Here is a 22,030-nt window from a genome sequence, read left to right on the forward strand (position 1 = left end):
CACCGCGTGTCACCTGACAAGGCACTGCGTGCCAACAATTTCACTCATATGCAATCTGCCGGTCACACATGAGCGATGATCGATCGAACGCCCGGACAAAAGCGGACGAGGGCCGCCCCCTGGTGGGGCGGCCCTCGTCCGGAAGGTGCTGGTCAGTCGCGCTGGAGCGCGTGCTGGATGGTGCGCATGACCTCGTCGAGCGGAGCGTCCGTACGCGCCACGGCCACGAGCACCCCGCCCTCGGTGGACGCGGTCGCCACGGGCGGCTGCGTGGCCGGCTGGGAGCCCTGGGAGCCCGTCTGGGAGCCCGGCTGCGGGGCCGTGGCCGGCCGGGCGCCTATGCCCGTACCGAACGTCTCCCGCACGATCGCGAAGGCGTGGTCCAGCTGCGCCTCCACGTCCCCCTGGCCGCCCGCCCGCAGCCAGCGGCGCAGGACGTGGTTGTGGGCCGTGACGACGGCCGACGCGGCGACCTCGGCGAGCAGCGGGTCGTCGTTCCCGTCGTGGTGGTCGCGCTCGTCGAAGTGGCCCAGCAGATAGCGGGTGAACAGCCGCTCGTACCGGGCCACCGAGGCGATCTCCCGCTCGCGCAGGGTGGGCACCTCGCGGGTGAGCCGGTACCGCTCCACGGAGACCGCCGGAGACCCCGCGTACATCTTCATGACTTCCTTGATGCCCCGGCAGACCGTGTCCAGCGGGTGCTCGTGCGGCGGGGCCGCGTTGAGCACCGCCTCCGCCCGCACCAGGGTGTCGTCGTGGTCGGGGAAGATCGCCTCTTCCTTGGAGCGGAAGTGGCGGAAGAAGGTCCGGCGGGCGACCCCGGCCGCCGCGGCGATCTCGTCGACCGTCGTCGCCTCGTACCCCTTGGTCGCGAAGAGCTCCATGGCCGCCGCCGCCAGCTCACGGCGCATCTTCAGCCGCTGCGCGGCCGCGCGGGTGCCCGCCGCACTCTCCGGGGTGTCGGAGGTGGACAGGGACGTGGCACGGGGTGACTTCGCGGCCTTGGACATGTCCTGAACGTACTGCATCAGTGCGGGAGTGTGCCCAGGTGGGGGAGGGCCGCCGGGGCCCGTGCCCGGGGTGCCGGCGGCACCCCCGGGGCTCAGCAGCCCTCCCCAGCCCGCGTAGGGCTCAGCGTCGGGCATATTCGCGGAAGCCGCGCCCCGTCTTGCGGCCCAGGCAGCCGGCCGCCACCAGGTGCTCCAGGAGCGGCGCCGGAGCCAGGCCCGGGTCGCGGAACTCGCGGTGCAGGACCTGCTCGATGGCGAGCGAGACGTCCAGGCCGACGACGTCGAGCAGCTCGAACGGTCCCATCGGGTAGCCGCCGCCGAGCTTCATGGCGGCGTCGATGTCGTCCAGGGTCGCGTAGTGCTCCTGGACCATCTTGATCGCGTTGTTCAGGTACGGGAAGAGCAGGGCGTTCACGATGAAGCCGGCCCGGTCGCCGCAGTCCACCGGGTGCTTCCGGATCTTCGCGGTGACCTCGCGGACCGTGGCGTGGACGTCGTCGGCGGTCAGGACCGTGCGGACGATCTCCACCAGCTTCATCGCGGGCGCCGGGTTGAAGAAGTGCATCCCGATGACGTCCTGCGGGCGCGAGGTGGCGCGGGCGCAGGCGACGACGGGCAGCGAGGAGGTCGTGGTGGCGAGCACCGCGCCCGGCTTGCAGATCTTGTCGAGCCGTGCGAACAGCTCCTGCTTGATCCCCAGGTCCTCGGCGACGGCCTCCACGGCCAGGTCGACCTCGGCGAACGCGTCGACCGAACCGGCCGCGGTGATCCGGGCCAGCGTCTCGTCCCGGGCCTCGCCGGTCATCCGGCCCTTGTCGACCGAACGGGTGAGGGACTTCGCTATCCGCGCCTTGGCGGTGTCGGCCTTCTCCTGGGAGCGGGCGGCGAGCACCACGTCGTAACCGGCCTTGGCGAAGACCTCGGCGATACCGGAGGCCATGGTGCCGGAGCCGGCGACGCCGACCGAGCGGATCTCGCGGCCCTCCGCCGTGGCGGCGCTCTCCAGCGGGGTCAGCGCGTCGCGGACCACGGTGGCCGAGCCGGCCGCGTCGTACGTGTAGAAGCCGCGGCCCGACTTGCGGCCCGATAGGCCCGCCTCGCTGAGCTGCTTGAGGATCGGGGCGGGGGCGTGGAGCCGGTCGCGCGACTCGCTGTACATCGCGTCGAGGACGGTACGGGCCGTGTCGATGCCGATCAGGTCGAGCAGCTCCAGCGGGCCCATCGGCAGACCGCAGCCGAGCTTCATCGCGGCGTCGATGTCCTCGCGGGAGGCGTACTTCGCCTCGTACATCGCGGCGGCCTGGTTGAGGTAGCCGAAGAGCAGCCCGTCCGCGACGAAGCCGGGACGGTCGCCGACCGCGACGGGCTCCTTGCCCAGGTCGTGGGCGAGGGTGGTGACGGCCTCCACGGCCTGCGGCGCGGTGAGGACGGAGGAGACGACCTCCACCAGCTTCATGGCCTGGACCGGCGTGAAGAAGTGCAGGCCGAGCACGCGCTCCGGGTGGGCCGAGTCGGCCGCGAGCCGGGTCACCGAGAGGGCGTTGGTGCCGGTGGCGATGATCGCGTCGGGCCGGACGATGGCATCCAGGGCCCGGAAGACCTCCTGCTTGGCCTCGTACGACTCGGGCACGACCTCGATGACGAGGTCGGCGTCGGCCGCCGCCTGGAGGTCGGAGTAGGTGCGGAAGCGGGCGAGGACGTCCTGCCGCTCCTCCTCGGTGATCCGCTCACGGGCCACCGCGCGGGCGGTGGAGGCCTCCAGGGCGGCGACCGCTTGGGTGGCGGCGGCTTCGCTGATGTCGATACCGATGACCTCGCGGCCGGCCCGGGCGAGGACATCGGCGATGCCCTTGCCCATGGTGCCGAGACCGACGACGGCGATGGTGGAGAGAGGGGTGTCCATCAGGGGACTCCAGGAGGGAAGAGTGACGACTGAAGGCGGCGAATGCGGGCGCGATATCTACGGATCGCGTGCGGGCGAAACAGATCGCGTACCTGCGAAACGGATCGCGTATGAGCGAAGCGGATCACTTGAAGGCGCGAGAAGGCCGCGCGAGGGAAAGGAGTGACGGACTCTGTCCCGGAGCCACGTCGAAAACTGCCGAACCGACACACTCGACCTCACGACGGCTGCGTCACCAGGCCGTTGTGAGGGTGCGGGGGTTACCCGCTCACCTGAGATTAACCGGCGGGTAACGAGCGCGCCAGTCCCGGGGAGTTCAGAAAATGTGATCTGGATCGCGGATACGCTGACGGCCATGGATATCGCCCAGGACCCCGAATTCTGCTCGATGATCGATCGATTGCGGGACGAGATCCACAACGGGGCGGACGGCGATCGAAAGCCATTCGAAGAACTCGTCGCCACCGACGATCCCGAGGAGTTCGCCCGCGTCCTGACCGCACCGGGCCGACCCCTCTGGGCTCGCGAGATCGCCGCCTTCCGGCTCGGCCTCGCCCGCGATCCGCGCGCCTTCGAAGCCCTGGTCCTGCTCCTCAACCACCGCGACCCGGAACGCTGCGTCTCCGCCGCGTACGCCCTGACGCGGCTCGGCGACCCGCGCACCGCGCGGGCGGCCGCCGCCCTCGCCACCAACGAACTGCGGGTCGCCTACGCCCTGTTGCCGGTCCGGCTGCTCGCCGACCTGCGCGCGCCCGAGTCCGTTCCGGCCCTGCTCGCCGTCCTCGAACGCCGACTGGCGGCCGACGACCCGCACTGGCGGGTCGCCATCGCCTGCGTCGAAGGGCTCGGCACCCTCGGCGACCCGCGCGCCCAGCCGGCGCTGGAGGCCGCCCTGCCCCACCCCCGCCTCGGCCCCGCCGCGGCGGAAGCGCTCGCGCGGCTGGCCTAGCGGGTGTTCGGGCCCGGCTCGGGCTGGGGCGCGGCACGGTCCGCGACCACGCGGATCGCCGCGATCGTGAGATCCGGGTCGTGGAGCTGGACGTAGTGGTCGCTACCGGTCGCCAGCAGGTGCGGGGTCTGCGGCCGCAGACCCACCAGCGCCTGCTGGGCCCGGGGCCAGGCCTTCTCCAGCTTCGCGAGCAGGTTCTTGTCCATGGTGGGCGGGGCGGCGAAGGGCTCGGTCTTGCTGAGTACCGCGAGCGGGACCCTGGGCAGCGGGCCGCCGCGGTCGATGGCGTCGACGCCACCGTCGATGTCCACCTGCTCGAACTCCGGGTCGTCGTCGAAGGGCGTACCGGGGTGGCGCAGCGAGGCGACGTACTCCGCCCAGTCCGCGCCCATCGCCGGCTTCAGCCCGGGCCCCAGGGCGTCGACCAGGACGAGCCCGCGCGTGCGGTCCGGGTGCTCCTGGGCGTACCGCAGGGCGAGCATTCCGCCGAAGGAGTGACCCACGAGCAGGTACGGGCCCGGCACGCCACCCGCGGTCAGCACCCGGTCCAGGTCCTGGACCATGGTGTCCAGCGCCCGGGTCCCCCGCACGGGCGTGCTGCGGGTGGTGAGCTCGGGCGGCTGGGTGTAGCGGATGGTGCCGGGCCGGTCGTAGGTGCACACCCGGGTGAACCCGGCCACGCCCGGCAGCACCGCCGGCGCCTTCGGAACCGGCGGTTCGGTCTCGGTCAGCGACCACGGGTCGGACGACTCGTGGAGACCGGAGAGCAGGACCACGGTCGGGCTCCCGGAGCCCGAACAGTGGAGGTAGAGACTCCGCCCGCCACCGATGTCCACCCGCTTCTCGGTGTCCCCGCCACTCGGTCCGGGGGTGCCCGCCGACAGCAGGAAGGCGACAAGGACGGCCGCCACCCCGCTGCGCACACGCCATCGCATGCGCCCATCGTCCCCCGCCGTCCGCCCTCCCGCCTCCGGGCGTGGCGACCCCGAAAGGGCGGGTCGCCGCACCTCAGGGCCCGGGGAGCGGCGGACCGGACCGAAGCGCCGTCGACCCCGACGACCGACAACGCGGCGAGCGTGCGTGCCGGGCGTTCCCGGCCAGACGGGACTTTCGAAACACGCCCTAGGACGCGGCGCCCTCCGGGACCAGGGCGAAGGCCTCAATCTCGAGCAGCAGCTCCGGGCGGACCAGCGCGGCGACCTGGACCGCCGAGCTCGCCGGCAGCGGCGCCGAGCCGAAGGCCTCGTCCCGCGCCGAACGCACGGCCGGCAGATGGGCGACGTCGGTGACGAAGTACGTCAGCTTCACCACGTCCTCGAACCCCGCGCCCGCGGCGGTGAGGCAACGGCGCAGGTTCGCGAAGACCTGGCGGGCCTGGGCCGCCGGATCGTCCGCCGCGACGACGGCGCCCGCGGCGTCGAGGGAGCACTGGCCGGATATCGCGACGAACCGGCCCGTGCCCCACACGACATGGCTGTACTGGGGGCTGGCCGCCATACCGTCGGGGGCGGGCACATGGGTCAGGTGCGTACTCATGCCCGACATCCTCGCGTACCCCACTGACAGTCCGGCCGGCCCCCTGCTACGGAGACTCCTCAGCGCTCGTGGCCGAGGAGCGCGTGCAGCACCGCGCCTCCGGTCGCGGCGGCCGTGGCGCCCCCGGCCGTGCCGCCCGCGGCGGAAGCCGGCACGGCCCCGCTGCGGGATCCGGCGGCCTTCAGCGGCGCCGGCTCCGGGAGCGCCGCGCAGACCGCGTCGACCTCCGACTGCCCGTCGCCGCGCGGCACGGTCCCCGTGGAGAGGTACGTCGCCAGGTGCTGGTCCAGGCAGTCGTTGCCCGCCAGGGTCACCCCGTGGTTCCCGCCGCCCTCCTCGACCACCAGGCTGGAGCCCTGCACCATCCTGTGCAGGGCCAGACCGCCCTCGTACGGAGTGGCTGCGTCGTCCGTGGCCTGGAGGATCAGCATCGCCGGCACCTCGTCGTTCGAGACGTCGGGCGGCGTCAGCGAGTCCACCGGCCAGAACGCGCACGGAGCGTTGTACCAGGCGTTGTTCCAGGTGGCGAAGGGCGCCTTGGCGTGCACGTCCCAGTTGTCCGTGCGCCAGGTGTTCCAGTCGCGCGGCCACTGGGCGTCCCTGCACTGCACGCTCGCGTAGACCGAGTAGCCGTTGTCCGCCGCCGCGTCCGCCGCGCCGTAGCTCTCGTACGCCCGGGTGAGCGGGACCGCGTTCTTGTCGTTGACGTACGCCGAGAACGCCTCGGCCAGCCTCGGCCAGTAGCCGTTGTAGTACCCGCCCGGCAGGTAGGTGTCCTCCAGCTCGCCCGGGCCGACCTTGCCGCCCGCCGGGCTCTCCCGGAGCGCGTCGCGCATCCGGTACCAGGCGGCTTCGACCGCCGCCGGGTCCGTGCCCAGCTTGTACGTGGTGTTCTGGCGGGCCACCCAGGCCATGAAGTCCTTGTGCCGGGTGTCGAAGGCGACGTCCTGCGCGAGGTTGTCCTCGTACCAGACGCCCTGCGGGTTGACGACCGAGTCCAGCGCGAACCGGCGCACGCGCTCCGGGTACAGCCGCGCGTACACGGCTCCGAGGTAGGTTCCGTAGGAGTACCCCAGGTAGTTGAGCTGGGGCGCCCCGAGCGCCGCGCGGATCGCGTCCATGTCCCGGGCCGTGCTGACCGTGTCGATGTACGGCAGGACGTCGGCGTACTTCTCGCCGCACGCCGTGGCGAACGCCCGCGCCCGCTCGACGCCCTTCTGCTCGGCCTCCGCACCGCTCGGCAGCGAGTCGGGGCGCACCGGGTCGAAGTGGCCCGGCCTGCAGTCGAGCGCGGGCTCGCTCCGGCCGACCCCGCGCGGGTCGAAGCCGATGACGTCGTACTGCGCCGCCACCTTCGCGGGCAGGGATGCGGCCACGAACCCGGCCATGGTCCTGCCGCTGCCACCCGGTCCGCCGGGGTTGACGACCAGCGGCCCCTGAGACTCCGCCGCGGTGTGGGGGATCCGGGTGAGCGCGAGCGTGATGCTCCGGCCGGCCGGGTCGTCGTGGTTCAGCGGCACGTCGAGCGTGGCGCACTGGAGCTTGGGATACGCCGAGGTGGCACAGCCGCTCCAGACGAGCGGCGCGATCGGGCGGGGGGTCGGCTCGGCCCGGGGAGCCGCGGACGCGGGCAGGACGGTGGCCGTCCCGGCGACCAGCGCCCCAGCGGCGATCAGCATTCCTGCACGTGTGGTCATAGGGCGTCCGTGCCCCGAACGGCATGCGGAAGGACCTGTTCCGCCAAGAGTTGACCCGATCAGAGGACCCGTCAGATCCATCCGACCCACCAGATCCCTCGGACGCACCAGATCCCCCCGCCCCGTCCGATCCGAAGGATCCGTCCGATCCGTCCGATCCGTCAGAGGAGGCTGAGCTGCTCGGGCGCCTCCGTCGGTGCGGGCTCCTCCGGCGCGGAGATCCGGCGCGGCGCGCCCCGGTGGGCCGGGCCGATCCCGAACTCGGCCGCCAGCTCGTGCACCTGACGGGTGATCCGGCGTTGGTACCAGGTCGGCGCGTAGGCCCCGGCCGCGTACATCCGCTCGTACCGCCCCACCAGGTGCGGATGGTGCTGCCGCAGCCAGGTGAAGAACCACTCGCGCGCCCCCGGCCGCAGGTGCAGGACGAGCGGGGTCACGGACGTCGCGCCCGCCTCGGCCACGGCGCGCACGGTCTCGCGGAGCTGTTCGGGCCGGTCACCGAGGAAGGGGATCACCGGGGCCATCAGCACCCCGCAGCCGATGCCGTGTTCGCCGAGCGCGCGGACGACGTCCAGGCGCCGCTGCGGGGAGGGCGTGCCGGGCTCGACGGTGCGCCACAGCTCCTGGTCGGTGAAGCCGACGGAGACGGAGATGCCGACCTCGGTCACCTCCGCGGCCTGGACGAGCAGGTCGAGGTCGCGCAGGATCAGGGTGCCCTTGGTGAGGATGGAGAAGGGGTTGGCGTGGTCCCGCAGGGCCGCGATGATCCCCGGCATCAGGCGGTAGCGCCCTTCGGCCCTCTGGTAGCAGTCGACATTGGTGCCCATCGCGATGTGCGCGCCCTGCCAGCGGCGGGAGGCGAGCTGGCGGCGTACCAGCTCCGGCGCGTTGATCTTCACCACGATCTGGGAGTCGAAGCCGAGGCCCGTGTCGAGGTCCAGATAGCTGTGGGTCTTGCGGGCGAAGCAGTAGACGCACGCGTGCGTGCAGCCGCGATACGGGTTGACCGTCCACTCGAAGGGCATGCGGGAGGCGCCCGGTACCCGGTTCACGATCGAACGCGCCCGCACCTCGTGGAAGGTGATCCCCCGGAACTCCGGGGTGTCGAAGGTTCGGGTGGTGACCGCCTCCGTACCGAACAGGGCGGTCCCGGCGGCCGCGGGGTCGTCGCCCAGATTGTCCCAGCGCATGGACGCCTCCTCGGTGGCAGTGGACTCGGCCGTACGCACAGAATAGAACACATGTTCCCTTGATCGTTTGCGACCCGGTACGGAACCCGGATTTGGGAGGCCCGCGCCCAGGTGGTTGGCTGGTGCCACACCCTTGAAGAACCAAGTGCTGGAGGAAGTGCAATGGCGCAGGTCGAGGCCACCACGGAGCGGATCATCGAGGCGGACCCGGAGACGGTGTTCGACGCTCTGGCCGACTACAGCGGCACGCGCGCGAAGGTGCTGCCGGAGCACTTCAGCGAGTACGAGGTACGGGAGGGCGGCGACGGCCAGGGCACCCTCGTCCACTGGAAGCTCCAGGCCACCAGCAAGCGCGTCCGCGACTGCCTCCTGGAGGTCACCGAGCCCACCGAGGGGCAGCTCGTCGAGAAGGACCGCAACTCCTCCATGGTCACCACCTGGACCGTCACCCCCGCAGGCGAGGGGAAGTCCAAGGCCGTCGTCACCACCGTCTGGAACGGCGCCGGAGGCATCGGCGGCTTCTTCGAGAGGACCTTCGCGCCCAAGGGGCTCGGCCGCATCTACGACGCCGTGCTGGCCAACCTCGCCGCCGAGGTGGAGAAGTAACGCTCCCGCGCTCACCGGTTCGAGTGGTTTTCCCGCGACCCCCCTGCCGGCGCCCGGAGCGCCCGGGGGTCGCGGAGCTCTCCGTAAACGCGCTGATGAGCGCCCCAAGTGCGCCGCCTCCCGGGCCTGTTCACGCCCCTGGGCGCTACTGACCTCCCGTACCGTCCGACTTGCTCCCGCTTCGCGCGCAATGCGAAGAATGGCGCGGCGCTGAAGCCGTGACGAGGGGAGCAGCACGTGGGTGCGATCACGCTGGAGAAGGACGACGTGCCGCGCGTCGCGGACAGTCCGCCCTCCGGCCAGGCGCCCGTGCCCCCGACCGGTGAGGCCGCCCTCGATCCCCGCCGCGTCCGGCTCGTCTTCCTCGGCCTCATGCTCGCGCTGCTGCTCGCCGCGCTGGAGCAGATGATCGTCGCCACCGCCCTGCCGAAGATCGTCGGTGAACTCCAGGGCCTGGACCGGATGTCGTGGGCGATCACCGCCTATCTGCTGACCGCCACCATCGGCCTGCCCGTCTACGGCAAGCTTGGCGACCTCTTCGGCCGCAAGGGCGTCTTCCTCTTCGCCATCGTGGTCTTCGTCATCGGCTCGGCCCTGGCCGGCTGGTCACGGTCCATGGACGAGCTCATCGCGTTCCGCGCCGTGCAGGGCGTCGGCGCGGGCGGCCTGATGATCGGCGTCCAGGCGATCATCGCGGACATCGTCCCGGCCCGCGAACGCGGCCGCTACATGGGTCTCATCGGCGCCGCCTTCGGTCTCGCCTCCGTCGCGGGCCCCCTGCTCGGCGGCTTCTTCACCGACCACGTCTCCTGGCGCTGGTGCTTCTACTTCAACGTGCCCTTCGGGCTCGTCACACTCGCCGTCGTCGCCACGGTGCTCAAGCTCCCCAAGCCGGAGACCCGGGCCAGGCTCGACGTCCTCGGCGCGATCCTGCTCGCCGCCGCCTCCACCTGCCTGGTCCTGCTGACCAGTTGGGGCGGAACCGAGTACGACTGGGACTCCCGGGTCATCATCGGCCTCGCCTGCGGCGCCGCCGCGACGACCCTGCTCTTCCTCGTCGTCGAGCACGTCGCGCCCGAACCCCTCATCCCGCTGCGGCTGTTCCGTGACTCCGTCTTCACGGTCACCAGTCTCGTCGGCGCGGTCGTCGGCATCGCGCTCTTCGGCGCCGCCAGCTATCTGCCGACCTTCCTGCAGATGGTGGAGGGCGCCACCGCCACCGAGTCGGGTCTCCTGATGCTGCCCCTGATGGGCGGGATCGTCCTCGCCTCGATCGTCTCGGGGCAGCTCATCACCCGCACCGGCCACTACAGGATCTACCCGGTGCTCGGCGGCGCGATCTCCGTCGTCGGCATGTGGTTGCTCTCCCGGATGGAGACGGACACCCCGCGCCTCCACCACAGCGTCTGGCAGGCCGTCCTCGGCGTCGGCATCGGCCTGGTCATGCCGGTGCTCGTCCTCGCGGTCCAGAACTCCGTACGCCCCGCCGACCTCGGCACCGCCACCAGCGCCCACAACTACTTCCGCCAGATCGGCGGCAGCGTCGGCGCCGCCGTCTTCGGCACCCTCTTCGCCTCACGGCTCGACGACGCCCTCGCCGACTCCCTGCCCCGTACGGCAGGGGCCGCGCCGCCCGCCGAGTCGATCACCCCGCAGGCGGTGCACGCCCTGCCGCCCGCCCTGCGCGACGCCTACATCCAGGCGTACGCGGACGCGATGCCGCGCATCTTCCTCTACCTCGTGCCGGTCCTCGTGCTCGGTCTCGTCCTCGCCTTCTTCCTCAAGGAGAAACCGCTGGTGTCCCACCACACCCCCACCACCGAGGCCCCCACCGCCGTGCCGCGGGCCCGGGCGGCCGACGCCCCCGCCACCGCCGCCGGGTACCCCGCGGGACTCCCGGTCTGCGGCGCCGTCCAGCACCACGACGGCAGCCGCGTCCCGCGCGCGGCCCTGACCCTCATCGACGTCCAGGGGCAGCAGATCGGGCGCGGCGGCAGCGGCGAGGACGGGCGGTACGCCCTCAGCGTCCCCGGCCCCGGCTCGTACGTCCTGATCGCGGCGGCGGGCGGCCACCAGCCGCAGGCCGTCTCGGTCACCGTCGGCGAACGGCCGGTGGAGCTCGACGTCGTGCTCGGCGGCGCCGGCCGCCTCGCCGGCTCCGTCGTGACCGCGGACGGAACCCCCGTACGGGACGCGGCGGTCACCCTCACCGACGTGCGCGGCGAGGTCGTCGCCTCGACCCGGAGCGGACGCGAGGGCGGTTACGTCATCACGGAGCTGGTGGCGGGGGAGTACACGCTGGCCGCCAGCGCCCCCGCCTTCCGTCCCGCCGCGCTGCCGGTGAGCGTGCAGGCCTCCCGCGAGACCCGCCAGGACATCGAGCTGGCGGGCGGCGCGATGCTGCGCGGGACGGTGCGCGCGGGCGGCGGCCGGCCGGTCGAGGACGCGCGCGTGACGCTCCTCGACGCGGCCGGGAACGTCGTCGACACCCTGACGACCGGACCGGACGGCACCTTCCGGTTCGTCGACCTGTCCTCGGGGGAGTACACGGTGATCGCGGCGGGCTATCCGCCGGTCGCCACCGTGCTGCAGGTCGCGGGCGGCGGGCGCACCGAGCGCGACCTCCAGCTCGGTCACGAGGACTGAACGGGCTCAGGAGGAGGCGTCGGTCGCCCTGCGCAGCGCGGTGATGCAGCTGCTGATCGCCGTCTGAAGGGCTTCGAGGCGCTGGAGCATGTCGTCCTCGACGACGTCCTCCTCCAGGACCTCGTCGAGCGTCAGCTCCTCGAAGACCTTCGTGGCCTTCTGCAGGCTGTTGTAGAACTTCGTCCGGCGTTCCTGGACACGCAGGGCGGGATCCGCCTCGACGGCCTCGGCGACCAGGCCCTTCACCGCGTCGTACGCCTCACCGGCCCACTCGCCCGCCTCCTCGGCGTCGTCGAGCTCGTCGATGAGGGAGAGGTGCCGCTCGGCCTCCGCGCGCAGGGCGGCGGGCGCCTCGACCGTCTGCCCGGCGGGCGTCCTGATCCGGCCCTTCTCCGCGACCTGCCGCACGTACGCGATCCGGTCCGCCGCCTTGGCCTCGCCGGCCACGGCCTTCTTCAGGTCGTCGGTCCGGACGATGGCGCGGGCCATCTCGGTCTGCAGCGCCGGATCCTCCTTCATCCGGTCGAGCAGCGCGCTGTGCGCGGCCCCCGCCGTTCCGGGGTCGGCGAGGATCGCGGCCCGCAGGGCGGTGGGGTTCTCGGCGACCTCCAGCGCCTTCGTCGGGCGGATGCCCTCGGCCTCGGCCGCGGCGGTGATCGCGTGCCCGCGCACGGAGGAGGCGCTGGAGCGGGAGGAGTAGTACGACAGCCAGACGTCGGCCTCCGGGAGCTCGATGTCCTCGCCGGGCGCCAGCGCCTCGAACTGCGGGACGACGCCGTCGTCGGCGGCCATGTCCCAGGCCTTGTAGAACCGCATCACGCGCTCGGGGGAGCACTCCGCCAGCTCGGCGAACGCCTTCGCGGACACCTTCCCGGACGCGTCGGCCGCCTGCCCGCCGGGCCGCACGCTCCGTGCCACCTTCAGCGCGAAGGCCCAGCCGCCGGTGCGGGCGTAGACGCCGAACTCCCGGGCGTCGCGGACCACCGCATCGGGCACGTCCTGGACGACGAAGTCCGTGGTCCCGGCGTCGGGCGCCTCGGCGGCGGCGGGGACGGTGGTGAGGAGGGCGGCGTCGGAGACGGTTTCGGAGGCAGCGTCCGGGGCGGAGGCCGGGGCGGCGTCGGACGCGGCGTCCGTGGTGGCGTCGGGCGCGGCTTCGGGGGTGGCTTCAGAGGCGGCGAACGCGGTGGTCAACGCGGGGTCTCCTGACGGCGGGGCGAGGCGGGACGGGAACATGCGCCGACAAGCCTATCCGGACCCGCTGGGGAGATTTGACCTGTATTGACCACCTGGTCGGGGTGGATCCGCGCCAAGCGGCGGCGGGGAAACTGATGCGCCCTGAGGGGTTGTCAGTGCAATTTCACATTACTATGTTACAGCGCACACGGCCTGGGTGAACCTCCGTCACATGCCGTGCGAACCACAACAGTTCTCGCACCACCCCCACAGCCACCCCCTATTGCAGGAGTTCTGTTGTCCATCCACAGACGCGTGCGCTCGTCCCTGCTCGCCTCCGCGATCGCGGTCACCCTCCTGGCCTCCGCCGGCCAGGCCGGGGTCTCGGCGGCAGACACGGACGCCCGGCCCACCACGGCCCCGGCCGGCGCGCCCGGCGCGGCCGCCGCCCCGGCCGGCCACGGCGAGAACCCCTTCGACGAGGTCGACCGCCTCGCCTCGGCCCCGCGCCGGAGCTTCGCACCCGCCCCGGCCCCCGGCGGCCTCGCCACCGGCCGCGTTCCCGGCCGGGCCCCCGCCGCCACCGCCGCACGGGCCCACGCCGCGGCCGTCACCACCACCACCGCCGGCGTCCCCTGCACCCTCGACGGGATCACCGGCCTGGCCCCCGAGCGGTTCGCCGACTTCCTCGCCGACCCCGCCGTCACCGCCGACGACTGTCTGCGCGGCCTGATCTGGACCTGGGACGCCCGGCTCACGCCCGTCATGTCGGACGCCCACGTCCAGGCCGTCTCCCGCCGAATATCGAGCCTGGCCGCCTCCCACGACGGCAGGAACTCCTCGCACCTGGAGGAGATGTTCACCTACCTGCACGCCGTCGCGTACCACGACTTCAGCCGGTCCGAGATCGACATCACCGACGCCCCGACCGTCGACGCCATGCGCCGGGCCGTCGCCGATTTCGGCGGCGCCGCCCGCACCTTCGACGCCACCCCGGGCAACGCCCGCACCCTGCGCGAGGCGCTCTACGCCGCCAGCGCCCCCGGGCTGCGCCATCACCAGCTCGGCCTGATCAAGAACGTACTGGCCACCATGGGACCCGACCGACCGGCCACCCACCAGGACGCGGGCTGGGCGGGCGCCGCGCTGGCCGCCCTCTCCGTCAACTACCTCGGTGTCTATCCGGGCAACCAGGACACCGCCTTCCACGCGGCGGCCGCCGCCGACCCCGCCTACCGGGCCGCCTTCAAGGCCTTCGCCGGGTACACCCACCTCAAGGGCGGTGCCAACGCCTGGGCCGCCCGGGACGCCCTCGGCGAGTATGGCCGCTTCGGCCAGATCGACGGCCTGAAGGACGCCGTCGTCGCCGACCTCGGCGCCCTGGTCGGCACGGTTCGGAACGACTGGGGCGGGGGCAGCGCGCCCTGGGCCACCCTGGTCTCCTGGCTCAACTTCTACGAGGCCTGCAAGCCGTACGGGGTGTGCAAGGAGGACATCGAGAAGCAGATCTTCCCGTACACGTACGCCTACGACAACGGAGCGATCAAGGTCCGTACCGCCCTCGACCGGGCCACCGTCGACCAGCTGTACTACGCGAGCAAGCAGGTCAAGGCCCAGTACCACCGGGTCCTCGGCACCGAGCAGCCGCTCGCCGGCGACCCCAACACCTCACTGAACATCGTCCTGTACGCCTCGCGCGCCGACTACGAGAACTACCACCCGATCCTCACCGGGATGGACACGAACAACGGCGGCGTCTACATCGAGCGGGGCGCCACCTTCTACACGTACCAGCGCCGCGTTCCGCAGGACTCCTCGCTCACGCTGGAGGAGCTTTTCCGGCACGAGTACGTCCACTACCTCAACGGCCGGTTCGCCGTCCCCGGCTTCTTCGGCGAGGGGCCCTGGTACGAGGGCGACCGCACGACCGCGATGGACGAGGGCACGGCGGAGTTCTTCGACGGCGCCACCCGTGACAACGGCATCGCGGTCCGCAAGTCGCTCGTCCGCAGCATCATCACCGACACCGCGGGCGGCGGCCCGCGGATGAACGTGGAGCAGATCCTCAACGCCACCTACGACGGCGACGGCTTCCGCTTCTACAGCTACGCCGGAACCTTCTTCGAGTACCTGTGGACCGAGAAGCCCTCGCTGCTCCGCGAGATGTACACCCACCTGCGCGACAACGACGTCCAGGCGTACGACTCCTGGCGCCACCGGACGGGGGCCGACACCTACATCCAGCGCGGCTACGACCGTTTCCTCGACGCGCAGATCGCCAAGGTCGACGACCTCTACGTCCCGAACACCACGTACACGCCCAACGACCGGCTGCGCGACTCGACGCTCGCCGCCGTGAAGTCCTCCTTCGCCACCGCGACGTACAACACGCCCGACTGCGTGGAGAACGGCGACCCGGGCAAGCGCCGGTTCACCTGCACCGGCCGGATCACGGCCAACCTCACCAGGTGGTCCAGCGACGACCAGAACTTCAAGGACATGTCCGAGACGGTCGACTACTTCCTCCTGGACCGGGCCGGTGCGGCCTCCACCAACCTGGCCGACATGAACTGCAGCTTCGGGCCCGTGGAGATCTGGTCCAACCGGGTCGCCGGAACGTCGAGTTACAGCTGTGAGGGGCCGCTGCGCAGCTGACCCCCCGCCCAGCAGAGCCGGCCCTCCCTCCCCAGGGAGGGCCGGCCCGCTTTTGGGGCGCGCACAGGTCTTGGCGAGGGCTATGCAATGTGAAATATTACTGACGTGCTCACGAGAAACAGCTCGGACGTCATCGTCGTCGGTGCCGGCGTCGTCGGCGCGGCCTGCGCCTACTACGCCGCGCGGGCCGGCCTCACCGTCACCGTCGTCGACCGCGGCCCCGTCGCGGGAGGCACCACGGGGGCGGGGGAGGGGAACCTCCTGGTGTCCGACAAGGAGCCCGGGCCCGAACTCGAACTCGCCCTGATCTCGGGAGGCTTGTGGCGGGAGCTGGCCGAACTGCTCCCGCCGGACATCGAGTACGAGCCCAAGGGCGGACTCGTCGTCGCCTCGGGGGAGGACGGCATGGACGCCCTGCGCGCGTTCGCCACCGGACAGTCCAAGGCCGGGGTCGACGCCGCGGAGATCCCGGCCGAGCGGCTGCGTGAACTCGAACCCCACCTCGCGCCCGGCCTCGCGGGCGGCTTCCACTATCCGCAGGACGCCCAGGTCATGCCCGCCCTCGCCGCCGCCCACCTGCTGCGCGCGGGCGGCTGGCCCGGGGCCGTCCGACTCAGGCTCGGCGAAGAGGTCCTGGCGATCCTCACCACCGCGGCGGGAGAGGTGCGCGGAGTCCGTACGTCGGCGGGGGATCTCCACGCCCCCCGCCTGGTGAACGCCGCCGGGACCTGGGGCGGAGACCTCGCGCGCCTCGCGGGAGTGGAGCTCCCCGTCCTGCCCCGCCGCGGCTTCGTCCTGGTCACCGAACCGCTGCCGCGCGTCGTGCGCCACAAGGTGTACGCGGCCGACTACGTGGCGGACGTGGCCAGCGGATCGGCGGCCCTGCAGACCTCGGCGGTGGTCGAGGGCACCCCGGCAGGACCGGTCCTCATCGGCGCCAGCCGGGAGCGGGTCGGATTCGACCGCACCCTCTCCACCGAGGTGCTGCGGCGCCTGGCGGCCGGAGCCACCGCACTCTTCCCGATGCTCGCCGAAGTGCGGGCGATCCGGACGTACGCCGGCTTCCGCCCGTACCTGCCGGACCATCTGCCCGCGATCGGCCCCGACCCGCGCCTCCCCGGCCTGCTGCACGCCTGCGGGCACGAGGGCGCCGGGATCGGGCTCGCGCCGGCGACCGGGCAGATCCTCGCCCGCTGTCTGACCGGGGACGAACCCCCGCTCGACATCGGGCCGTTCGACCCGGCCCGCTTCGCGGCCGCGACCTTCTGAACCGCTCACACCGACACGCGCACACACCGACCCGGATCGCTCACAGCGACACGCGCCCGCACCGACCCGGACCGCTCACACCGACCCGGACCGCTCACACCGAGACCGCTCACGCCGACACGAACCGCTCACACCGTCACGAGAGGAGAGGCCCCGTGGCCCGTACCCCCGCCGACCTGGTCGGGGCGCAGCCCGGACCGCCGTTCGAGATCACCTTCGACGGCCGCCCGATCGCCGCCCTGCCCGGACAGACCGTCGCCGCAGCGCTGTGGGCGGCCGGAATCCTCGCCTGGCGGACGACCAGGAACGGCGCCCGGCCGCGCGGCGCTTTCTGCGGCATCGGCCAGTGCTACGACTGCCTCGCCACCGTCAACGGGCGGCCCAACCGCCGCGCCTGCCTGGTCCCTGTCCGTCCCGGCGACGCGATCACCACCCAGGAGGGCCACGGCCATGACCGCATCGGGGTCTGAACGGGACGAGACGGCCGAGACGTACGACCTCGCGGTGGTCGGCGCCGGGTCCGCCGGACTCGCCGGCGCCGTAGCCGCCGGCGAACTCGGCCTGACCGTCGCCCTCGTGGACGCCTCCGAGCGGACCGGCGGACAGTTCTACCGCCACCCGGCCCCGGCCCTCGGCGCCGTACGCCCCGAGGCCCTGCACCACGACTGGTCCGCCTTCCGCGACCTGCGCCGACGCCTGGAGGCCGCCGACGTGACCCATCTGGCCGGGCACCATGTCTGGAGCGTGACCAGGAGCGACACGGCGGCCGACGGCCCGTGGACGGTGCACGCCGTCACCGGCTCCGACGGCGCCGAGGAACGGCCCGCGACGGTCCGGGCCCGTGCCGTGCTCCTCGCCACCGGAGCGTACGAACGTCAACTTCCCTTCCCCGGCTGGACCTTGCCCGGTGTCGTGGGAGCCGGAGGAGCGCAGGCGATGCTCAAGTCCGGCCTCGTGCTCCCCGGCCGGAGGATCGTGGTGGCCGGCAGCGGACCGCTGCTCCTCGCGGTCGCCTCGTCGCTCGCCGCGGCCGGGGCCCGCGTGCCGGCCGTCGTGGAGGCGTCCGGATACCTGCGCTACGCCCGGAGCCCGCTGACGCTCGCGGCCAATCCGCGCAAGGCGGCCGAGGCGCTGCTCCACGGCGGGGCGCTGGTGCGGCACGGTGTACGGCTCCGGACGCGCAGCGCCGTCACCGAGGTGCACGGCCGGGACCGGGTGGAGGCCGTCACCGTCTCGCGCCTCGACCGCGACTGGCGGCCCGTACGGGGGTCGGGCCGGCTGATCGCCTGCGACGCGCTCGCCGTCGGGCACGGACTGGTGCCCCAGATCGAGCTGGCCGTGACGCTCGGCTGCGCCACCCGCCGCCTGGCGGACTCCACCGTGGCGCTCGCCGTGGACGGATCCCAGGAGACCTCGGTGCGCGGCCTCTGGGCGGCGGGCGAGACCGGAGGCGTGGGCGGCGCCGAACTGGCGCGTACGGAAGGCGAACTGGCGGGGATCGCGGTGGCCGCCCGGCTGGGGTCGCGCCGCGTTCCCGGCGGCCGGGTCCGGGAGCTGGGCCGTCGCCGGGACCGTATGCGCGCCTTCGCGGACGTCATGACCGCCGCCCATGCGCCCGGGCCCGGGTGGACGCGGTGGCTGAGCGACGAGACGGACGTCTGCCGCTGCGAGGAGGTGACCGCCGGGCGTGTGCGCGAGGCGGTCGCCGACCTCGGGGCGCGCGACGCCCGGACCGTCAAGCTGTTCACCCGGGCCGGTATGGGCTGGTGCCAGGGGCGGATGTGCGGGACGGCCGTCGCCTGCCTGGCAGCCATCGGTAGCGGCACCGTCGAACCCCCCTCCGAGCGGCGCCCGTTCGCGGCGCCGGTCCCGCTGTCGGCGCTCGCCGCGCCCGACGGGGGCGCCCTCCCGCCTGATCCACAAGACATCCCCTAGAGGCTCCCGGCCCCTTGTGGACACCGCGGATCGCTCAACAAAATGTCACACAATACAGAAAGGCATGTCGACATGACCGCCACCTCCTGGACCGCCACCACCCCCTGGCGCGGCATCATGGTCGCCACCACCCTGCCCCTGCGGGACGACCTCTCCGTCGACCACGACGCCTACGCCGAGCACGTCCGCCGGCTGATCGACAACGGCTGCGACGGAGTCGTGCCCAACGGTTCGCTCGGCGAGTACCAGACCCTCACCGACGACGAGCGGGCCCGCGTGGTCCGCACCGCCGTCGAGGCGGCGGGCGACGGGGCGCGCGTCATGCCCGGAGTGGCCGCCTACGGCAGCGCCGAGTCCCGGCGGTGGGCGGAGCAGGCGGCCGAGGCCGGCTGCGGCTCCGTCCTGCTGCTGCCCCCGAACGCCTACCGCGCCGACGCGGCGGCCGTACGCGCCCACTACGCCGAGGTGGCCGCCGCAGGCGTGCCGGTGGTCGCGTACAACAACCCGATCGACACCAAGGTCGACCTCACCCCCGACCTGCTGGCGCGGCTGTACGAGGACGGCTCCGTCGTCGCCGTGAAGGAGTTCAGCGGCGATGTCCGCAGGGCGTACGAGATCGCCGAACTCGTACCGGAACTCGACCTGTTGATCGGCGCCGACGACGTCCTGCTCGAACTGGCCCTGGCCGGAGCCGTCGGCTGGATCGCCGGCTACCCCAACGCCCTCCCCGCCACCTGCGCGGAGCTGTACCACGCCGCGGTCGTGGGCGACCTGGACACCGCCCTTCCCCTCTACAAGTCCCTGCACCCGCTGCTGCGGTGGGACTCCAGGACGGAGTTCGTCCAGGCGATCAAGCTCTCCATGGACATCGTCGGCCTCCGCGGCGGCCCCACCCGTCCGCCGCGCCTTCCGCTCACGGGCGAGACGGAGGCCCGGGTGCGGACCGCCACCGAGAAGGCCGTGGCCGACGGCCATCACTGACGGCCCGTCATGGTCCGGCACATCCATCCAGCGAAAGGAAGCCCGTGCGCACCCGTCATGTCTTCCACGCCGTCGACTCGCACACCGAGGGCATGCCCACGCGTGTGATCACCGGTGGCGTCGGGGTGATCCCCGGCGCCACCATGGCCGAGCGCAGGCTGCACTTCATCGAGCACCTGGACCATCTCCGCACGCTCCTGATGTACGAACCACGGGGGCACGCGGCCATGAGCGGCGCCATCCTCCAGCCCCCCACGCGGCCCGACGCCGACTACGGCGTGCTCTACATCGAGGTCTCCGGGCTGCTGCCGATGTGCGGACACGGCACGATCGGCGTCGCCACCGTCCTCGTGGAGACCGGCATGGTGCCGGTGAGCGAACCGGTCACCACCGTGCGGCTCGACACCCCGGCCGGCCTGGTCGCCGTCGACGTACAGGTGGAGGACGGCGCCGCGAAGTCGGTCACCCTCACCAACGTGCCGTCGTTCTGCGTCGGTCTGGACCGCAAGGTGCCCGTCCCCGGGTACGGAACGGTCACCTACGACCTCGCCTTCGGCGGCAACTTCTACGCCTTCGTCCCCCTCGGCGACCTGGGACTCCCCTTCGACCGCGCCCGCAAGGACGACCTCCTCGCGGCCGGACTCGCGATCATGGAGGCGATCGACGCCTCGCCGGACCGCCCCGTCCACCCGGAGCAACCGGAGATCGCCGGGGTCAAGCACGTCTATCTCGCGGCCCCCGGCTCCGACGCCCGCCACTCCCGTCACGCCATGGCCATCCACCCCGGCTGGTTCGACCGCTCCCCCTGCGGCACCGGGACCTCGGCGCGGATGGCCCAGCTCCACGCCCGTGGCGAGTTGCCGCTCCACCGCGACTTCGTCAACGACTCCTTCATCGGAACGACCTTCACCGGCAGGCTCGTCGCCGAGACCGAGGTCGGCGGGGCGCCCGCCGTCGTACCGACCGTGACGGGCCGCGCCTGGATCACCGGCACGGCGCAGTACTTCCTCGACCCCGACGACCCGTTCCCCGGAGGCTTCCTCCTATGACCGCCGATCTCGCCGAGCTCACCGGCGTCGCGCTGCTCACCTCCCGCAACCCGGCCGATCCGGCCGACGTCCTGCTGCGGATCCCGGCACCGGGCGGGTTCGCGGTGGCCGACGCCGTCGAACGGGCCCGCGCCGCCCAGGCCGGCTGGCTGCGCGGCGGGGCGGCGGCCCGTTCCGCCGCCCTCGGCGCCGTCGCGGCGGCCGTCGAGGCCGCGGGGCCCGAACTCGCCGCGCTCGCCGTGCGCGAGGTGGGCAAGCCGCTCACGGAGGCCAGGGCGGAGATCGCCCGGACGGTCGCGATCTGGCGCTACTACGCCCAGGCCCCCTTCGAGCCGACCGGAGCCGTCCACGACACCGCGGCGGGGCCCGGACTGCTCCTGACCCGGCGCCGGCCGTACGGCGTGGCGGGGCTGATCACCCCCTGGAACTTCCCCTTCGCCATCCCGAGCTGGAAGGCGGCCCCGGCCCTCGCCGTCGGCAACACCGTCGCCCTCAAGCCCGCCCCCGAGGCCACCGCGTGCGCGCTGCGTCTGGCCGAGATCGTCGAGAAGGAGCTGCCCGAGGGGGTGTTCACGGTGCTGCCCGGCGGGGCGACCGAGGGCAACGCGCTCGTCTCCGCCGCCGATGTCGTCTCCTTCACCGGCTCGACCGCCGTCGGCCGGGCCGTCGCGGCGTACGCCACGGCCCGGGGCGTCCCGGTCCAGGCCGAGATGGGCGGCCTGAACGCGGCGATCGTGCTGCCGGACGCGGACATCGGACAGGCCGCCGCCCACATCGCCGCCGCCCTCGCGGGATACGCGGGCCAGAAGTGCACCGCCACCAGCCGGGTGATCGCCGTGGGCGCCGCCCTCGACCCCCTGCGCGAGGCCCTCGCCGAGGCGCTGCGCGCCGTCCCGGCCGGCGACCCCGCCGACCCGGCCACCGTCTGCGGCCCGCTCATCGACGAGCGGGCCCGCGACCGGGTCGCCGGAGCCTGGCAGGGGCTGTCCGCGCTCGCCGGCGGCACGCTCCCCTCCGGACCCGGCTGGTACGCGGCGCCGACGCTGGTCGAGAAGGTCCCCGCGGAACACCCGCTGCTGCACGAGGAGGTCTTCGGGCCGATCGCGGCCCTGCTGCCCGCCGACGACCTGGCCCAGGCCGTGCGGATCACCAACTCCGTGCCGTACGGCCTGGTCACCTCGGTCCACACGGCCGGTCTGGACACCGCGCTGTACTGCCTCGACGCGCTCGACGGGCTCGACACCGGGATGGTCCGGATCAACGCCCCTTCCAGCGGTGTGGACTTCCATCTGCCGTTCGGCGGGGCCAGGGGGTCGAGCCACGGTCCGCGCGAGCAGGGCAGGGCCGCTCTCGACTTCTACGCGTCGAGTCGCACCTACACCCTGTCACCTGCGGAAACAACGTGACATTGTACGGTGATGGTCCAGA

Annotated in this window: 17 protein-coding genes; 10 read left to right on the forward strand and 7 right to left on the reverse strand. The window is 72.7% G+C overall.

The annotated features are described in order from the left end of the window. Positions 1-152: 152 nt before the first annotated feature. Positions 153-1,010 carry a TetR family transcriptional regulator gene (locus M5362_RS08270; protein ID WP_260226716.1) on the reverse strand — a complete coding sequence of 286 codons (858 nt, stop codon included), beginning with the start codon at positions 1,008-1,010 and terminating at the stop codon, positions 153-155. A gap of 121 nt (positions 1,011-1,131) precedes the next feature. Further along, complete coding sequence (locus M5362_RS08275) at positions 1,132-2,913, reverse strand: 3-hydroxyacyl-CoA dehydrogenase family protein (protein WP_260226717.1); 1,782 nt, start codon at positions 2,911-2,913, stop codon at positions 1,132-1,134. Positions 2,914-3,268: 355 nt separating this feature from the next. On the opposite strand from M5362_RS08275, the gene M5362_RS08280 reads away from it, so the two are divergent. After that, the gene (locus M5362_RS08280) at positions 3,269-3,862 is read left to right on the forward strand and encodes a HEAT repeat domain-containing protein (RefSeq protein ID WP_260226719.1); all 594 of its coding nucleotides are present in this window, start codon (positions 3,269-3,271) and stop codon (positions 3,860-3,862) included. Here M5362_RS08280 and M5362_RS08285 read toward each other — a convergent pair. From M5362_RS08285 to M5362_RS08300, 4 genes are all read right to left on the reverse strand, one after another. Beyond that, positions 3,859-4,797: an alpha/beta fold hydrolase gene (locus M5362_RS08285; protein WP_260226720.1), complete on the reverse strand. Its 939-nt coding sequence runs from the start codon at positions 4,795-4,797 to the stop codon at positions 3,859-3,861. The two genes, M5362_RS08280 and M5362_RS08285, sit on opposite strands and share 4 nt — an antisense overlap. A gap of 187 nt (positions 4,798-4,984) precedes the next feature. Further along, complete coding sequence (locus M5362_RS08290; protein WP_260226721.1) at positions 4,985-5,398, reverse strand: RidA family protein; 414 nt, start codon at positions 5,396-5,398, stop codon at positions 4,985-4,987. A gap of 59 nt (positions 5,399-5,457) precedes the next feature. Beyond that, positions 5,458-7,095: an alpha/beta hydrolase gene (locus tag M5362_RS08295; protein ID WP_260226722.1), complete on the reverse strand. Its 1,638-nt coding sequence runs from the start codon at positions 7,093-7,095 to the stop codon at positions 5,458-5,460. A gap of 161 nt (positions 7,096-7,256) precedes the next feature. After that, on the reverse strand, positions 7,257-8,285 hold the full coding sequence (locus tag M5362_RS08300; protein ID WP_260226723.1) for an Rv2578c family radical SAM protein: 1,029 nt from the start codon (positions 8,283-8,285) through the stop codon (positions 7,257-7,259). Positions 8,286-8,447: 162 nt separating this feature from the next. On the opposite strand from M5362_RS08300, the gene M5362_RS08305 reads away from it, so the two are divergent. Further along, positions 8,448-8,891, forward strand: coding sequence for an SRPBCC family protein (locus M5362_RS08305; protein WP_260226724.1), 444 nt, complete (start codon positions 8,448-8,450; stop codon positions 8,889-8,891). Between the two features lie 237 nt (positions 8,892-9,128). Then, entirely contained in the window at positions 9,129-11,537 is a 2,409-nt protein-coding gene (locus tag M5362_RS08310) for an MFS transporter (RefSeq protein WP_374214426.1), read from the forward strand. 6 nt (positions 11,538-11,543) lie between these two features. On the opposite strand, the gene M5362_RS08315 is transcribed toward M5362_RS08310, so the two are convergent. Next, positions 11,544-12,731, reverse strand: a complete 1,188-nt coding sequence (locus M5362_RS08315) for a hypothetical protein (RefSeq protein ID WP_260226725.1) — start codon at positions 12,729-12,731, stop codon at positions 11,544-11,546. A gap of 279 nt (positions 12,732-13,010) precedes the next feature. On the opposite strand from M5362_RS08315, the gene M5362_RS08320 reads away from it, so the two are divergent. The 7 genes from M5362_RS08320 to M5362_RS08350 all read left to right on the forward strand — a co-directional run bounded on the left by M5362_RS08320 (position 13,011) and on the right by M5362_RS08350 (position 22,008). Next, entirely contained in the window at positions 13,011-15,368 is a 2,358-nt protein-coding gene (locus tag M5362_RS08320) for a collagenase (protein WP_260226726.1), read from the forward strand. Positions 15,369-15,473: 105 nt separating this feature from the next. Beyond that, a complete protein-coding gene (locus tag M5362_RS08325; RefSeq protein WP_260226727.1) occupies positions 15,474-16,637 on the forward strand; it encodes an FAD-binding oxidoreductase in 1,164 nt (387 codons plus the stop codon). A 155-nt stretch (positions 16,638-16,792) separates the two neighbouring features. Then, entirely contained in the window at positions 16,793-17,107 is a 315-nt protein-coding gene (locus M5362_RS08330; protein ID WP_260226728.1) for a (2Fe-2S)-binding protein, read from the forward strand. Then, complete coding sequence (locus M5362_RS08335; protein WP_260226729.1) at positions 17,088-18,572, forward strand: NAD(P)/FAD-dependent oxidoreductase; 1,485 nt, start codon at positions 17,088-17,090, stop codon at positions 18,570-18,572. The genes M5362_RS08330 and M5362_RS08335 overlap by 20 nt, the downstream gene beginning before the upstream one ends. A gap of 72 nt (positions 18,573-18,644) precedes the next feature. Beyond that, positions 18,645-19,553: a dihydrodipicolinate synthase family protein gene (locus M5362_RS08340; RefSeq protein WP_260226730.1), complete on the forward strand. Its 909-nt coding sequence runs from the start codon at positions 18,645-18,647 to the stop codon at positions 19,551-19,553. 44 nt (positions 19,554-19,597) lie between these two features. Continuing rightward, the gene (locus tag M5362_RS08345) at positions 19,598-20,602 is read left to right on the forward strand and encodes a proline racemase family protein (protein WP_260226731.1); all 1,005 of its coding nucleotides are present in this window, start codon (positions 19,598-19,600) and stop codon (positions 20,600-20,602) included. Next, a complete protein-coding gene (locus M5362_RS08350; protein ID WP_260226732.1) occupies positions 20,599-22,008 on the forward strand; it encodes an aldehyde dehydrogenase in 1,410 nt (469 codons plus the stop codon). Before M5362_RS08345 ends, M5362_RS08350 begins: the two co-directional genes overlap by 4 nt. Positions 22,009-22,030: the final 22 nt, after the last annotated feature.

The sequence above is a fragment of the Streptomyces sp. Je 1-79 genome (assembly GCF_025195125.1).
In the GTDB taxonomy this organism is placed as follows: domain Bacteria; phylum Actinomycetota; class Actinomycetes; order Streptomycetales; family Streptomycetaceae; genus Streptomyces.